This window comes from Bradyrhizobium sp. CCBAU 45389, assembly GCF_028128625.1.
Classification (GTDB): domain Bacteria; phylum Pseudomonadota; class Alphaproteobacteria; order Rhizobiales; family Xanthobacteraceae; genus Bradyrhizobium; species Bradyrhizobium liaoningense_B.
Map to the genome: position 1 here is coordinate 234,324 of NZ_LBIY01000002.1, position 14,557 is coordinate 248,880.

The 14,557-nt window shown below is 65.3% G+C and carries 13 protein-coding genes; 2 read left to right on the top strand and 11 right to left on the bottom strand.

Annotated elements, in window-relative coordinates; all coding sequences use genetic code 11:
* Positions 1-54: 54 nt before the first annotated feature.
* From XH79_RS01130 to XH79_RS01145, 4 genes are all read right to left on the bottom strand, one after another.
* Positions 55-1,983 carry a potassium transporter Kup gene (locus tag XH79_RS01130; protein ID WP_212338865.1) on the bottom strand — a complete coding sequence of 643 codons (1,929 nt, stop codon included), beginning with the start codon at positions 1,981-1,983 and terminating at the stop codon, positions 55-57.
* A 142-nt stretch (positions 1,984-2,125) separates the two neighbouring features.
* Entirely contained in the window at positions 2,126-4,024 is a 1,899-nt protein-coding gene (locus XH79_RS01135; RefSeq protein WP_271580333.1) for a potassium transporter Kup, read from the bottom strand.
* Positions 4,025-4,193: 169 nt separating this feature from the next.
* Entirely contained in the window at positions 4,194-5,024 is an 831-nt protein-coding gene (locus tag XH79_RS01140; RefSeq protein ID WP_212338861.1) for an OmpA/MotB family protein, read from the bottom strand.
* 24 nt (positions 5,025-5,048) lie between these two features.
* Positions 5,049-5,822, bottom strand: coding sequence for a motility protein A (locus tag XH79_RS01145; RefSeq protein ID WP_018645542.1), 774 nt, complete (start codon positions 5,820-5,822; stop codon positions 5,049-5,051).
* 120 nt (positions 5,823-5,942) lie between these two features.
* On the opposite strand from XH79_RS01145, the gene XH79_RS01150 reads away from it, so the two are divergent.
* Positions 5,943-6,410, top strand: coding sequence for a hypothetical protein (locus XH79_RS01150; protein WP_271580334.1), 468 nt, complete (start codon positions 5,943-5,945; stop codon positions 6,408-6,410).
* A gap of 17 nt (positions 6,411-6,427) precedes the next feature.
* On the opposite strand, the gene XH79_RS01155 is transcribed toward XH79_RS01150, so the two are convergent.
* From XH79_RS01155 to XH79_RS01170, 4 genes are all read right to left on the bottom strand, one after another.
* Complete coding sequence (locus XH79_RS01155; protein ID WP_271580335.1) at positions 6,428-7,147, bottom strand: RraA family protein; 720 nt, start codon at positions 7,145-7,147, stop codon at positions 6,428-6,430.
* 120 nt (positions 7,148-7,267) lie between these two features.
* Positions 7,268-8,149 carry a CDP-alcohol phosphatidyltransferase family protein gene (locus XH79_RS01160; RefSeq protein ID WP_271580336.1) on the bottom strand — a complete coding sequence of 294 codons (882 nt, stop codon included), beginning with the start codon at positions 8,147-8,149 and terminating at the stop codon, positions 7,268-7,270.
* 85 nt (positions 8,150-8,234) lie between these two features.
* On the bottom strand, positions 8,235-8,957 hold the full coding sequence (locus XH79_RS01165) for a phosphatidylserine decarboxylase (RefSeq protein WP_271580716.1): 723 nt from the start codon (positions 8,955-8,957) through the stop codon (positions 8,235-8,237).
* A gap of 54 nt (positions 8,958-9,011) precedes the next feature.
* Complete coding sequence (locus XH79_RS01170; RefSeq protein ID WP_271580337.1) at positions 9,012-10,970, bottom strand: ABCB family ABC transporter ATP-binding protein/permease; 1,959 nt, start codon at positions 10,968-10,970, stop codon at positions 9,012-9,014.
* A gap of 201 nt (positions 10,971-11,171) precedes the next feature.
* Here XH79_RS01170 and XH79_RS01175 point away from each other — a divergent pair, with 201 nt between their 5' ends.
* The gene (locus XH79_RS01175; protein ID WP_212338851.1) at positions 11,172-11,777 is read left to right on the top strand and encodes a TIGR00730 family Rossman fold protein; all 606 of its coding nucleotides are present in this window, start codon (positions 11,172-11,174) and stop codon (positions 11,775-11,777) included.
* A 62-nt stretch (positions 11,778-11,839) separates the two neighbouring features.
* Here the strand turns inward: XH79_RS01175 and XH79_RS01180 are convergent, their stop codons facing one another.
* The 3 genes from XH79_RS01180 to XH79_RS01190 form a co-directional block, all read right to left on the bottom strand.
* Positions 11,840-12,217 (bottom strand): VOC family protein, encoded by a 378-nt coding sequence (locus XH79_RS01180; RefSeq protein WP_271580338.1) that lies wholly within the window; start codon positions 12,215-12,217, stop codon positions 11,840-11,842.
* A gap of 139 nt (positions 12,218-12,356) precedes the next feature.
* Positions 12,357-13,955 (bottom strand): citramalate synthase, encoded by a 1,599-nt coding sequence (cimA, locus tag XH79_RS01185; protein WP_271580339.1) that lies wholly within the window; start codon positions 13,953-13,955, stop codon positions 12,357-12,359.
* Positions 13,952-14,443 (bottom strand): GNAT family N-acetyltransferase, encoded by a 492-nt coding sequence (locus XH79_RS01190; protein ID WP_271580340.1) that lies wholly within the window; start codon positions 14,441-14,443, stop codon positions 13,952-13,954. The genes cimA and XH79_RS01190 overlap by 4 nt, the downstream gene beginning before the upstream one ends.
* Positions 14,444-14,557 lie beyond the last annotated feature (114 nt).

Below are 14,557 nucleotides of genomic sequence, written 5' to 3' on the forward strand. Positions count from 1 at the left end.
GCGCAAGTTAAAGCTAAATCGCAGCGACTTGAAGTCCGGCGTTGGTTTCCCGCCCTAGATCGTCACCTGGGTGCCGACCTCGACGACGCGCCCCGAGGGGATCTGGAAATAGTCGGTGGCGTCGTTGGCGGAGCGGCTCAGCGAGATGAACAGCCGGTCCTGCCAGCGCGGCATGCCGGAATGGGCGGCGGGCTTGAGCGCCCGGCGCGACAGGAAGAACGAGGTCGACATGATGTCGAACTGCCAGCCGAGCTTGCGGGCGATGGCGAGGGCCTTCGGCACGTTGGGCGATTCCATGAAGCCGAACTTCAGCGTCACCTTGGAGAAGGTCGGTGAGATCTGCTCCAGCCTGACGCGCTCGGCCAGGTCGATCCGCGGGGTCTGCGCGGTCTCGATGGTGAGAATGACATTCTTCTCGTGCAGCACCTTGTAGTGTTTCAGACTATGCATCAGCGCGGTCGGGGCGCTGAGCGGGTCCGAGGTCAGGAACACGGCGGTGCCGGGCACCCGCTGCGGCGGCCGCTTCTCCAGCATGGCCACGAGATCGGCGAGCGGGAACTCGAGCTTGCGCGACTTTTCGAACAAGAGCCGGCTGCCGCGCCGCCACGTGTACATCAGGATGATCATGACCGCACCGAGCGCCAGCGGCACCCAGCCGCCCTCGAACACCTTGAGCAGATTGGCGGCGAGGAAGGTCAGGTCGAGGAACAGGAACGGCGCGATCAGCGCACCAGCGGCGATCGGCGACCAGCGCCACACCTTCCACACCACCACAAAGCCCATCATCGCCGTGACCACCATGGTGCCGGTGACGGAGATGCCATAGGCCGAGGCCAGCGCGCTGGAGGAGCGGAACAGCAGCACCAGAAGCACCACCGCGACCAGCAGCAGCTGGTTGATGCGCGGGATGAAGATCTGGCCGGAATGGGCTTCAGACGTATGGCGAATTTCGAAGCGCGGCAGCAGGCCGAGCTGGATCGCCTGGCGCGTCAGCGAATAGGCGCCGGTGATGACGGCCTGGCTCGCGATCACGGTCGCCATGGTAGCCAGCACGACCATGGTGCCGCGGAAAAAGCCTTGCGGAAAGAGCTGGAAGAACGGGCTGACGATCGCGCCGGGATCGCCGAGCACCAGCGCCCCCTGCCCCAGATAGTTCAGCGCCAGCGACGGCAGCACGATGAACAGCCAGGCGGTCTGGATCGGCCGCTTGCCGAAATGGCCGAGGTCGGCATAGAGCGCTTCGGCACCGGTCACGGCCAGGAACACCGCGCCCAGGGTCACGAAGCCGATGATGCCGTGGTGGAGCATGAAGGACACCGCGTAAAGCGGATTCAGCGCAAACAGGATCTGCGGCTGCTCGATGATGGGGTGGATCGCCGCCACCGCGAGGACTGCGAACCAGACGCACATGATCGGGCCGAAAAACGCCGCAACGCGCGCCGTGCCGCGGGACTGCACCGCGAACAGGCAGACCAGGATCACCACGGTCAGCGGGACGATGTATGGCTCAAACGTCAGGGTGACGTCCTTCATGCCTTCGATCGCCGACAGCACCGAGAGCGCCGGCGTGATCACGGCATCGCCGTAGAACAGCGCCCCGGAAATGATACCGAGCAGGACGATGGTCGCCCCGCCGGTTCCAACCGCGCGCTGGGCCAGCGCCATCAGCGCCAGCGTGCCGCCCTCGCCGTTATTGTCGGCGCGGAGCAGGATCACGACGTATTTGAGCGTCACCACCACGATGAGCGCCCACAGGATCAGGGAGACCACGCCGAGGATGGCCGCCGGCGTCGGGGCGCCTTCCGCGCCCGAAGCGGCCATCACCGCCTCGCGGAACGCGTAAAGCGGGCTGGTGCCGATATCGCCATAGACGACGCCGATGCTGCCGAGCGTCAGCGCGCCGAAACGGGCGGTGGTGTGGGCCTCGCCATGCCCATTGGCCGCCGTCGTTTCCGGGGCGGAAATCGCTACGTCACTTGTCATGGGAGAGCCTGGAGGCCTCTAAAATGCTTCACTGCACAATGGCAGAAAGGGCGCGCGGCTTATAGTCCTGCGCTACCGGCATAGCCTAGCCCGATTCTGGGCCTTAGGCATGCAAATCTGCATGGTTCCGCCGGTTGCGTTTTTAGATGGTGACCTGAGTCCCGACTTCAACCACCCGCCCCGTGGGAATCTGGAAGTAATCGGTGGCGTCGTTCGCCGACCGGCTCAGCGCGATGAAGATATGGTCCTGCCACAGCGGCATGCCGGACTGCGCCGAGGCTTTCAGCGACCTTCGTGACACGAAGAACGACGTCGACATGATGTCGAACTGCCAGCCCTGCTTGCGTGCGATCGCCAGCGCCTTGGGCACGTTTGGCTGCTCCATGTAGCCGAAGCGCAGGCGGACTTTCGAGAACTTGTCGCTGATCTTCTCCATGCGGAACCGCTCGGACAGATCGACCCGCGGCGTATGCGCGGTCTCGATGGTCAGGATCACGTTGTGCTCGTGCAGCACCTTGTTGTGCTTGAGATTGTGCAGCAGTGCGGTCGGCACGAAGGAAGGATCGCTGGTCAGGAACACCGCGGTGCCCTTGACGATGTGCGGCGGCCGTTTCTCCAGGCTCCGGATCAGATCGTCCAGCGGCACCTCGATCCGGCGCGTCTTCTGAAGCAGGATGCCGGTCCCCTTGCGCCAGGTCCAGATCGTCCCGGCCATGGCCGCGCCGAACAGCAGCGGGACCCACGCGCCTTCGAGCAGCTTGAGCAGATTGGCGCTGAAGAAGCTCATGTCGACGACGACGAAGGGCACGATCACCGCCGCCGCCGTCGCGGCGCGCCAGTTCCACAGCTTCCAGATCACGACGAAGCCCATGATGCCGTCGACGACCATGGTGGTGGAGACGGCGATGCCGTAGGCCGAAGCCAGATTGCTGGGGGTGTGAAACAGCAGCACCAGCAGCATCACGCCAATCAGCAGCAGCCGGTTCACGCGCGGCAGATAGATCTGGCCGGCATGGGTTTCGGAGGTGTAGCGCACCTCGAAACGCGGCAAGAGGCCAAGTTGCACCGCCTGATAGACCAGCGAATAGGCGCCGGTGATCACCGCTTGACTCGCGATCACGGTCGCCGCGGTCGCAAGTCCGACCAGCGGCAGCACCAGACTCTCGGGCACCATGCGGTAGAACGAATGCTCGATCGCGCTGGGATCGGACAGCACCAGCGCGCCCTGCCCGAAATAGTTGATCAGCAGCGCGGGCAGCACGAAGAACATCCAGGCCGACTGGATCGGCTTGCGGCCGAAATGGCCGAGATCGGCGTAAAGCGCCTCGCCGCCGGTGACCGCGAGGAACACGGCGCCCAGCGTCACGAGACCGATCGTGCCGTGCGACAGCAGGAATTGCAGGGCGTAATAGGGATTGATCGCCGCGAGCACCGACGGATCGTCGGCGATGTGGACGGCGCCCATCACCGCAAGAACGGTGAACCAGACCACCATCACCGGCCCGAAGGCCGAGGCCACCAGCGCGGTCCCCTTGCTCTGGACCGCGAACAGCAACACCAGGATGATGACGGTGAGCGGTACGACATAGTGCTCGAAGGCGGGGGTCACGAGCTTCAGACCCTCGACCGCCGACAGCACCGAAATTGCCGGCGTGATCATGGAATCGCCGATGAACATGGAGGCGCCGACCACACCGAGGGCGAGCAGGAACCAGCTTCGCCGCCCGAGCGCGCGCTGGCCGAGTGCCATCAGCGAGAGCGTGCCGCCCTCCCCGTTATTGTCGGCGCGCAGCAGGAGCAGGACGTATTTGGCGGTGACGACGATAAAGAGCGCCCAGAGGATCAGCGAGAGCACGCCGAGCACCATGACCCGCGAGACCGGCTCGCCATGGGCCGCGCCCCTCATCGCCTCGTGGAATGCGTAGAGCGGCGAGGTCCCGATATCGCCGAAGACAACGCCGATGCTCCCGAGCGTAAGGGCCCAAAAACCCGAGGTGACCGGCCCTTCCTGGGTCTCGGTCTGTGTGATGCTCGCCGCCATGAGGATGGAAAACGCTTCGTCCCTGAATTTGATCCGGCGCCTTTTGACGCTTCCTGCGCGCCTGTCAATCCGCGCAGCATAGCAGGCATGGAGCCGGATGCTGTGACGGCGCGGCCACGCCGTCGCCTGCGCGACGAGATGCCTCAGGTAAGATGGTAGCGCAAGGGGATTACGGCTTCAGATTCGGCGGCAGCGGCGGGTCTTCGCGCATCAGCGTGATGGTGACGCGCCGGTTGGCGGCGAGCGATGGATCGTCCGGAAACAGCGGCTGGGTGTCTGCCTTGCCGGAGACGGCGAAGATGTGCGAGGCCGGCAGGCCCTCGCGCTCGAGAATCTGGCGCACGGCATTGGCCCGGTCGGCCGACAGATCGAAGGCGCCGTAATCGCTGCGCGTCGGCACGAATCCGGCCGCGGTGTGACCGGCGATGGAGACGCGAAGCGGCGTCGCCTTCAGCGGGATCGCGAGCTTCTCGATCAGGCGGCGGGTGCGGTCATAGGGCACCTTGGAGCCGTCGGCGAACATCGAGCGGCCGTCCTGGTCGACGATCTCGAGGTTAAGACCCTGCTTGGTCTCCTCGAACATGATGTGCTTGGACATCTCGGTCAGTTCCGGCATGTCCTGCAGCGCCTGCCGCAGCGAGGCCGCGGCCAGCGCGAAGTTGCGGTCGACCTTGATCTTCGCGCCCGACGTGCGGTCGCGGTCCTCCTGGTCCGGCGTCGGCGTGTTGGAGGCATCCTCGGGCTGGATGTGATCGACGTTCTTCAGCCGCGGACGGGTCGGCAGGCCGTCGGACTCGACGATGCCGGCGTAGCGCGCCTCGCTCTGCACGCCGAACGCGTCGCGCATCGAGCCGGCGACGATCTTCAGCTTGTTGGCGTCCTGGGTCGAGAACGCGACGAGCATCACGAAGAAGCTCATCATCAGGCCCATCAGATCGGCGAAGGTCACGAACCAGCCGTGACCGCCGCCGTGAGCATCGCCGCGTTTCTTCTTGGCCATCTCTGTTGATCCCGGGGAGCGGCCTTACGCCGGCACCGGCTCGCCCTCGGCGTGGCGATGCTTCTCCGGCAGATAGGCCAGCAGCATTTCGCGCACCAAGGTCGGGCTCTTGGAGTCGCGGATCATCAGGATGCCGTCGATGATGAGGGTGCGGTTGGTCTCTTCGTCGAGCAGCTTGCCGTGCAGCTTGTCGGCGATCGGCAGACAGAACAGGTTCGCGACGAGCGCACCGTACAGGGTGGCCAGGAGCGCGGTCGCCATGAACGGGCCGAGCTTGGAAGGATCGGTCATGTTGGCGAACATCTGCACCATGCCGATCAGCGTGCCGATCATGCCGAAGGCCGGGGCGCAGTCGCCGATGGCGCGGTAGATCTTGCTGCCCTCGTCGAGGTGCATCAGGAAGTTGTCGCGGTCGCGCTCGAGATTGTCGCGGATGAAGTCGAGGTCGTAGCCGTCGGCGACGTAGCGGATGCCCTTGGCGAGAAAGGGCTCGTCGGTCTCGACCTTTTCGAGACCCACCGGGCCCTGCTTGCGGGCGATCTCGGCGATGCGGGCGAGCTCGTCGACGAGGTCGTGGGCCGACAGCCGGCTCATGGTGAAAGCGAACTTGGCGCCGAGCGGAAGGCCGTGCAGCAGCGCCGAGAGCGGAAAGCGGATCATGGTCGCGGAGATCGAGCCGCCGAAGATGATGATCATCGCATGTTCGGAGATGAACATGTGCAGGTCGCCGCCCATGAAGATCATCGCCGTGATGACGATGATGCCCGCCGTGAGCCCAACGCCCGTCATGATATCCATGGAAGACTCCAACGCGTCCGCAACAACGGCCGTCCTGGCCGCTGGCGCGGCCCAACCCCGAACCGCATCGGAAACCCTAGAGCGCCGCCCTTAAAGCCGCGTAAAGGTTAAGCTGGGGCAGTGTGCGACCCGCTGCTGCGCGCAGCGATTGCCGTCCAGGGACGGGAATCTCAACACTTCGCTAACCATAAGCAGGCGCGCTGGAACGACGCTGCGGCCCTACGCCACGTCGAGACGATCGATCATTTGGTATTTGCTAACCGTGCGGCATGCTCGATCGCGGGAGACATCGCGATGTTGACGCTGTTCAGCCTTCTCACTGCGTTACCGGCGGTGCTGGCGCTCCATCTGCTCGAGCCGGAACTCGTGCTGCCGGCGTTCAGCGTGCTGCTGTTTATCGAGGCTGCCTTCGCCGTGATCGCAGCGCGCTTGATTCACAGCCCCGACAGCGCAGACGACATCACCCTGTGGGATCTCGCCGGCGGCTTCACCCTGATCGGATGCGCCGCCGCCGTGCTCGGCGAGCCGGATCAGGCCGCCCTGTTTCTGACGGAACAAGGCGATCCACGGCCGGCGTCGCGGCCGTAGATCGCCCAATTACCAAGTCAGTGGATCTCCGCCGAACGCTTCAGTGCGGCCTTCAGCTTCTCCAGCGAGAAGTCGGGGCTGCGGGCAATCTCCAGGATCGGCGTCTCGCGGCGGCCGCAGAGCTCGGCGGCCTCGGGCAGCTTTGCGGCGACGTCGAGCGGGATCACGATCGCGCCGTGCTGGTCGGCGTGGATCAGATCATCGGACTTCACGGTCATGCCGGCGACGCGCACCTCGCCGCCAAAGCTCTCGGCGTGCACCCAGGCGTGCGACGGGCCGATCGAGCCGGCCAGCGCCTGGAAGCCCGGCGCCCATTGCGGAATGTCGCGGATCGAGCCGTCGGTGATGACACCGAGACAGCCGAGCGCCTTGTGGACGTTGCTCTGCACCTCGCCCCAGAACGCGCCATAGCCAACGTCGGGACCGTCGATGTCCTGGATCACCGAGATGCGCGGACCGTGACCGGTGCCGACATATTCGTAGTACGCGATGCGGCGCTTCGACTGCTCTTCAGGTGCAAGCGAGGATTTCAGCACCGATCGGATTGCGACCGTGCGGGCATAGCCGACGATCGGCGGCAGGTCGGGAAACGGGCAGACCAGTTGCTTGGTGGTGTAGCCGATCAGCCGGCGCTCGGGCGCCACGATCTCCATGGCGTTGCAGATCGTCGGCGTGTCGTAGCGGCCCAGCGCTTCGAGGACGGAAGCGGGCAGCGGCCCGGTCGCTTTATCAGTCACGGCGTTCTCTCCCAGATTGGCGGCTGATTGACGCGATGCCGCCGGCACAGGGCGATATAGCCGAGATCAGGCCTCAACCCAACTCAGGGGGCCTCATGGCAGATATCCGCGTGTGGCCGCTCAGTGCAGCCGTCCGGGTCGGTCCTCGTCGTGCGGCGGCTCCGACAAATTCGCCAGCGTGGGTGCCGACGGCGGCGACGGGACCTCGCCTCCCGACGGCGTGGTGGCTTCCATCGCGCGCGCCTGGTCGCGATAGGATTTGTAGCCGAGCGGCAGAGCGAGAAGATACAGCACCGTGCCGATCGACAGCACGTGCCAGGGATAGGCGATCAGCAGTGCAATGAAGACGATCACCGCGACGAAGGCCGGCAGCACCAGTTCGGGCGGCACGCGCATGCGCTTGGTCTTGCCGGAGAACACCGGCAGGCGCGACACCATCAGGAAGGCGATCAGCAGCGTATAGGCCGCCGTCACCGCCGCGGGCAGCCGGCCGAGATCGAGGAAGGCGACATAGATCGGCAGCAGCACCGTGATCGCGCCGGCGGGTGCCGGCACACCGGTGAAGAAATTGGCGGCGAAGGCCGGCTTGTTCGGATCGTCCATGGTGGCGTTGAAGCGCGCCAGACGCAGGCCGCCGGAGATCGCGAACACCATGGCGGCGATCCAGCCGGCATTGCCGAGCTCGTGCAGCTGCCAGAAATACAGCATCAGGCCGGGCGCCACGCCGAAATTGACGAAGTCGGCGAGGCTGTCGAGTTCGGCGCCGAACTTGGACTGGCCCTTGATCATGCGCGCGATGCGGCCGTCGATACCGTCCAGCGCGGCCGCGAACACGATGGCGTAGACGGCCAGCGACATCCGCCCCTCGATCGACAGGCGGATCGAGGTCAGGCCGGCGCAGATCGCCAGCAGGGTGATGACGTTGGGCACCAGCATCCGCACCGGAACGGGGCGGAACCGCCGGCGGCGGACATCGGGATCTCTCACGTCATAGGGCGTCATGGCTCGTCCTTATCCTGAGGCGAGATATAGCAAGCCCCGTCCCCCTCCGCCATTGCGGCGGAAGGCCCGCAAGGACCGACTTTGGTTAATTGGCGCGGAAGGCGCGGCTCGGGTCCTCGCCGGCAAGGTCGGCCAGAATGGTCTCGCCGGCGATCGCGGTCTGCCCTTCCGAGACCAGCGCCTTGGTGCCGACAGGCAGGTAGACGTCGAGCCGCGAGCCGAAGCGGATCAGGCCGAAGCGCTCGCCGGCGCCGATTGCCTGCCCTTCCCTGACGAAACAGACGATGCGCTTGGCGACGAGGCCTGCGATCTGCACCACGCCGATCCGCGCCGTCGGCGTCGAGATCACCAGCGAGTTGCGCTCATTGTCCTCGCTCGCCTTGTCGAGCTCGGCATTGATGAACAGGCCGGGCCGGTAGGCGATGCGGTCCACCCTGCCCGCGATCGGGCTGCGGTTCACGTGGCAGTTGAACACGCTCATGAACACCGAGATGCGCGGCAACGGCCGGTCGCCGAGGCCGAGTTCGGCCGGCGGCAGCGCCATGGTGATCATCGAGACGCGGCCGTCGGCCGGCGACACCACGAGACCCTCGCGCACCGGCGTCACCCGCACGGGGTCGCGGAAGAACAGCGCGCACCAGACGGTCAGGATCGTGCCGATCCATCCCAAAGGCGACCACAGCCAGAACAGGATCAGGCTCGCCAGCGCAAAGGCTCCGATGAAGGGATAGCCCTCCTTGTGGATCGGCGGGATCTGACGCTGGATCGAATCGAGAATGGACATCGTTATCTGCCGCCTGGGGTTGATGGCGCGGGTCGTCGCGCGGGCTTGTTTAGGCCAGAGTTGGGATCGGAGACAAGATCACTCCGCAGCCGCGGGCGTCGTCAGGGCGTCGGCGACCGGCGGCGGCTCCCGGTTGGGCGCCTCGCTGGAATCGGCCATCTTGGCCAGCTTCTCGCGCGCCGCCTCGGCCTCGCGCTGCCTGTTCCACATGCTGGCGTAAAGGCCCCCCAGCGCGAGCAGCCTGGCGTGGGTGCCGCGTTCGGCAATGCGGCCCTGGTCCAGTACGATGATCTCGTCGGCACCGACGATGGTCGAGAGCCGGTGTGCGATCACCAGCGAGGTGCGGTTCTTGGCAACGCGGTCGAGCGCGCCCTGGATCTCGTGCTCGGTGTGGGTGTCGAGCGCCGAGGTCGCTTCATCAAGCACCAGGATCGGCGGCGCCTTCAGCACCGTACGCGCGATCGCGACGCGCTGCTTCTCGCCGCCCGACAGTTTCAGGCCGCGCTCGCCGACCTGGGTCTCGTAGCCCTTCGGCGCCAGGCGGATGAAATGGTCGATCTGCGCGAGGCGCGCGGCCTCCTCGACCTCGGCATCGCTGGCGTCCCAACGGCCATAGCGGATGTTGTAGCGGATGGTGTCGTTGAACAGCACGGTATCCTGCGGGACCATGCCGATGGAAGCGCGCAAGCTGGCCTGCGTGACCTCGCGGATGTCCTGGCCGTCGATCAGGATCTTGCCACCGGAAACGTCATAGAGGCGGAACAGAAGGCGCGAGATGGTCGACTTGCCTGCACCGGAGGGACCGACGATCGCGACGGTCTTGCCGGCTGGCACCTCGAAGCTGATGCCTTTCAGGATCGGCCGCGTCGGCTCATAGGCAAAGCGCACGTCCTCGAACCGCACCGTGCCGGCGGAAACGGCCAGCGGCTGCGCGTCGGGCGCGTCCTTGATCTCGGCCTCACGGCCGATCACGTTGAACATCTTCTCGATGTCGATGATCGCCTGCTTGATCTCGCGATAGACCATGCCCATGAAATTCAGGGGCTGGTAGAGCTGGATCATCATGGCGTTGACCAGCACGAAATCGCCGACCGTGTTGGTGCCGTTGCGTACGCCGATCGCGCACATCAGCATGGTCGCGGTCAGTCCCATCGTGAAGATCACGGCCTGGCCGGTGTTGAGCACCGCGAGCGAGGTGTAGGTGCGGATGCTCGCCTCCTCGTAACGCTCCACCGACCTGTCGTAGCGCTGCGCCTCGCGCGCCTCGGCGCTGAAATATTTCACGGTCTCGTAGTTGAGCAGCGAGTCGATCGCCTTGGTGTTCGCCTCGGTGTCGGAATCGTTCATCTTGCGGCGGATGCCGATCCGCCACTCGGTCGCGATGTAGGTGTAGTACATGTAGACCGCGACGGTGATCAGGGTCGCAACCACATAGCGCCAGTCGAACTGCCAGAGCAGCACGGCCATCAGGAGCGAGACCTCAACGATCGTCGGGATCAGCTGCAGGATCACCATGCGCACGATGACCTCGATGCCCTCGCGGCCGCGCTCGAGCACGCGCGTCAGGCCGCCGGTCTTGCGCTCGAGGTGGAAGCGCAGCGACAGCTCGTGCATGTGAACGAAGGTGATGGTGGCGAGCTTGCGCACCGCGTGCATGGCGACGCGGGCGAAGATGCCGTCGCGCCATTGCGTCAGCACTGCCATCACGATGCGCATCGCGCCATAGCTCGCGGTCAGCAGCAGCGGCGATGCGATCACCCAGAGGTGCCAATTGTCGGCCGCGACCGGCGCGGTGTTGGCGCCGGTCAGCGCATCCGTCGCCCATTTGAAGCTGAACGGCACGGCCAGCGTGATCAGCTTGGCGGCGAGCAGCAGCACCAGCGACCAGACCACCCGCATCTTCAGGTCGAAACGGTCACCCGGCCAGATATAGGGCCACAGATGCGCCAGCGTGCCCATCAGCGTGGCCCGTTCCAGTGGTCCCCCGGCGGGAGGATCAGGAACGTCGGCGCCGTCGAACGATTGGGGTTGGTCCATCAACAAACCTGAAAGCCCGCCGGATGCGGGCGTCGCTGCGATTAACGAATTTCGCTTGTCATATAGAGCCTTCCCGATGCCCGCGCACCCCGCCAGATGGCGAATCTTCGATTGTTTCTCGCCATTTACCGGTAGATTTCCGGGCAGTCCGAATCACCGATTGGGCTTGACGCCTCTTCGCTGCAATGCATCATGGCACCAATGAGCACTATCAAAACCGTCTGTGTCTATTGCGGCTCCGGCCCCGGAACCAATCCCCGCTTCACCGAAGGCGCCAAGGCGTTCGGCAAGGCCCTCGCCGAGAACAACATCCGCCTGGTCTATGGCGGCGGCTCGCTCGGACTGATGGGCTCGGTCGCAACCTCCGTGCTGGATCACGGCGGCACCGTCACCGGCATCATCCCCGAATTCCTGCGGATGCGCGAGAACGCGCTGACCCGCGTGCAGGAGATGATCGTCACCCCCGACATGCACGAGCGCAAGCGGCTGATGTTCGAGCGCTCCGACGCCTTCGTGGCCCTGCCGGGCGGCGTCGGCACGCTGGAGGAGCTGGTGGAGCAGCTGACCTGGAAGCAGCTCGGCCGTCACGCCAAGCCGGTGCTGCTCGCCAATATCGACAATTTCTGGGAGCCGCTGTTCTCGCTCCTGTCGCACATGCGCCAGACCGAGTTCATCCGCGCCGGCCTGACGGTCGACATCCTCAAGGCCGATCGCGTCGAGGAGATCCTGCCGAAGCTGAAAGCGGCCGCGGCGCAGATCGCCGAGGAGGAAAAACAGCTCGCCCCGGAAGTCGCGCGCAAGCTGTAAGAGCTTTTTTGCTGGCGCATGATCTTTTCGGAAAACCGCTTCACACTTTTCCGGATCATGCGCTACTCGCTCGGAAACGTCACCGCTTCGATCCGGTTACCATCGGGGTCGAAGACGAAGGCCGCGTAATAGCGCACGCGATCGTGCGGACGGATGCCCGGCGCGCCGTCGGACGCGCCGCCGGCGGACAGAGCGGCGGCGTGAAACGCATCGATCTCGCCCGTGGTCTTCGCCCGCAGGCAGATGTGCACGCCGCTCGAAGGCCCGACACGCGGCATGCCCTCGCGCAAGTTGATCCAGAACTCCGGATAGGCCTTGCCGAAACCCACCGTTCGAGGCCGCGTGACGAGACGCGTGAGGCCGAGTGTGGCGAGCGTCGCCTCGTAGAACTTTGCGGCGCGATCGAGATCGCCGACGCCGACGGAGATGTGGTCGATCATGCCTTGCCCTCTCCTCACCCCAACTGTCATCGCCCGGCTCGACCGGGCGATCCAGTATTCCGAGACGCCAGAGAGCGACCGAGAAGCCGCGGCGTACTGGATACCCCGCTTTCGCGGGGTATGACAGCCGTCGTGGGGCTTACGCCGGCGCGCCCGACTTCACGAGCTTGTAGATCACCGAATCCATCAGCGCCTGGAACGAAGCGTCGATGATGTTCGGGGACACGCCGACCGTGGTCCAGCGATCGCCGTTCTCGTCCTCGCTCTCGATCAGGACGCGCGTGACCGCGCCGGTGCCGCCGTTGAGGATACGCACGCGGTAGTCGATCAGCGTCAGCCCCTCGATGTATTTCTGGTACTTGCCGAGATCCTTGCGCAGCGCGACGTCGAGCGCGTTGACAGGGCCGTTGCCTTCGGCTGCCGAGATCAGGTGCTCGCCGGCGACGTCGACCTTGACCACGGCCAGCGCCACGGTGACGCGCTCGCCGAGCGCGTTGTAGCGCTGCTCGACATTGACGTCGAACTGCTCGACCTCGAAATAATGCGGCACCTTGCCGAGCGTGCGGCGCGCCAAGAGGTCGAAAGAGGCGTTGGCGGATTCATAGGCGTAGCCCTGTGCCTCGCGCTCCTTCAGCTCTTCAACGAGACGGGTCAGCTTCGGATCGCTCTTCTCGTAAGGAATCCCGGCCCGGTCGAGCTCGGCGATGACATTGGAGCGGCCGGCCTGGTCGGAGACCAGCACCTTGCGATGATTGCCGACCAGCTCCGGCAGCACATGCTCATAGGTCTGCGGGTCCTTGAGCACGGCGGAGGCATGGATGCCGGTCTTGGTGACGAAGGCGCTCTCGCCGACATAGGCCGCATGCCGGTTCGGCACGCGGTTGAGCATGTCGTCGAGCGTGCGCGAGACTTTGACAAGCGTCGCCAGCTTCTCGGACGTGACGCCGATCTCGAAAACGTCGGCAAAACCCTTCTTCAATTTCAGCGTCGGGATCAGCGAGCAGAGATTGGCGTTGCCGCAGCGCTCGCCGAGACCGTTCAGCGTGCCCTGGATCTGCCGCGCGCCCGCGCGCACCGCGGCGAGCGAATTGGCCACCGCCTGCTCGGTGTCGTTATGGGCGTGGATGCCGACGTGATCGCCGGGGATGTGCTTGGTCACCTCGGTGACGATGGCCTCGACCTCATCAGGCATGGTGCCGCCATTGGTGTCACACAGCACCACCCAGCGCGCGCCGGCTTCATAAGCGGCCTTGGCGCAGGCGAGCGCAAATGCGACGTCTTCCTTGTAGCCGTCGAAAAAATGCTCGCAGTCGAGCATGACCTCGCGGCCCGCGGCCTTTGCGGCGGCGACGCTGTCGCGGATCGAGGCGAGGTTTTCCTCCTTGGTCGTCTCCAGCGCGACGCGCACCTGATAGGCCGACGACTTCGCCACGAAGCAGATCGCATCCGCTTTCGCTTCCAAAAGGCCCGCGACACCGGGATCGTTGGAGACCGAGCGCCCGGCCCGCCGCGTCATGCCGAAGGCGGTGAAGCGTGCGTGATTGAGCTTCGGCTTGGAGCCGAAGAACTCGGTGTCGAGCGGATTGGCGCCGGGATAGCCGCCCTCGACATAGTCGATACCGAGGTCATCGAGCATCGCCGCGATGACCTGCTTGTCGGCCAGCGTGAAATCGACGCCGTTGGTCTGCGCCCCGTCGCGCAAAGTGGTATCGAACAGATAAAGACGCTCCTTGCTCATGGCGCAGCTCCAAGCGTCTTCTTCATGGTGGTGTTGGCGAGCCACTCGTCATTGATGGTGACGCTGTTGCGCTGCTGGGCGGCGTAGCCGCGCTTGGCGAAGAAGCCCTCCGCGGTATCGCTGGCATCGACCGTCAGGCTCTTGGCGCCCCGGCCACCGGCGAGCTTCTCCAGCGCGTCGACCAGCATGGTCGCGATGCCCTGCCCGGCCACTGCCGGGTGCACGTAGAGCATGCGGATATGATCGGCTCCGCGCAGCGAGGCGAAGCCGACGGGCGAGCCCTCGAGCGTCGCGATCAGCGTCAGGTCGGCCGCGAGCTGCTTGCCGAACTCCTCGTCCTCGGCCGCCTCCATCCAGGCCTGCTGCTGCGCCTCGCTGTAGTCATCGCCGGTCAGCTGTTCGATGCTGGCGGTAAAGATGGCGGCGAGCACCGACACGTCATCGGGCAGAAACGGCCGCAGGCCGGGCTTTGGCAAAGTCTGTCCCATCGTACTCACCACATCCCATAGAGTTTCAGCACGATCGCCACCGCGGCGCCGAGCAGCAGGATCTTCAGCGCGATGTAATAGAGCCAGTGCCGCGGGAACGGCGTGTCGGGCCGC

Coding starts and splice junctions, on each gene's coding strand:
- XH79_RS01190 (WP_271580340.1), bottom strand. CDS start 14,443: ATGGGACAGACTTTGCCAAAGCCCGGCCTGCGGCCGTTTCTGCCCGAT.
- XH79_RS01180 (WP_271580338.1), bottom strand. CDS start 12,217: ATGATCGACCACATCTCCGTCGGCGTCGGCGATCTCGATCGCGCCGCA.
- XH79_RS01145 (WP_018645542.1), bottom strand. CDS start 5,822: ATGGATATCATGACGGGCGTTGGGCTCACGGCGGGCATCATCGTCATC.
- XH79_RS01170 (WP_271580337.1), bottom strand. CDS start 10,970: ATGGACCAACCCCAATCGTTCGACGGCGCCGACGTTCCTGATCCTCCC.
- cimA (WP_271580339.1), bottom strand. CDS start 13,955: ATGAGCAAGGAGCGTCTTTATCTGTTCGATACCACTTTGCGCGACGGG.
- XH79_RS01175 (WP_212338851.1), top strand. CDS start 11,172: ATGAGCACTATCAAAACCGTCTGTGTCTATTGCGGCTCCGGCCCCGGA.
- XH79_RS01135 (WP_271580333.1), bottom strand. CDS start 4,024: ATGGCGGCGAGCATCACACAGACCGAGACCCAGGAAGGGCCGGTCACC.
- XH79_RS01140 (WP_212338861.1), bottom strand. CDS start 5,024: ATGGCCAAGAAGAAACGCGGCGATGCTCACGGCGGCGGTCACGGCTGG.
- XH79_RS01130 (WP_212338865.1), bottom strand. CDS start 1,983: ATGACAAGTGACGTAGCGATTTCCGCCCCGGAAACGACGGCGGCCAAT.
- XH79_RS01160 (WP_271580336.1), bottom strand. CDS start 8,149: ATGACGCCCTATGACGTGAGAGATCCCGATGTCCGCCGCCGGCGGTTC.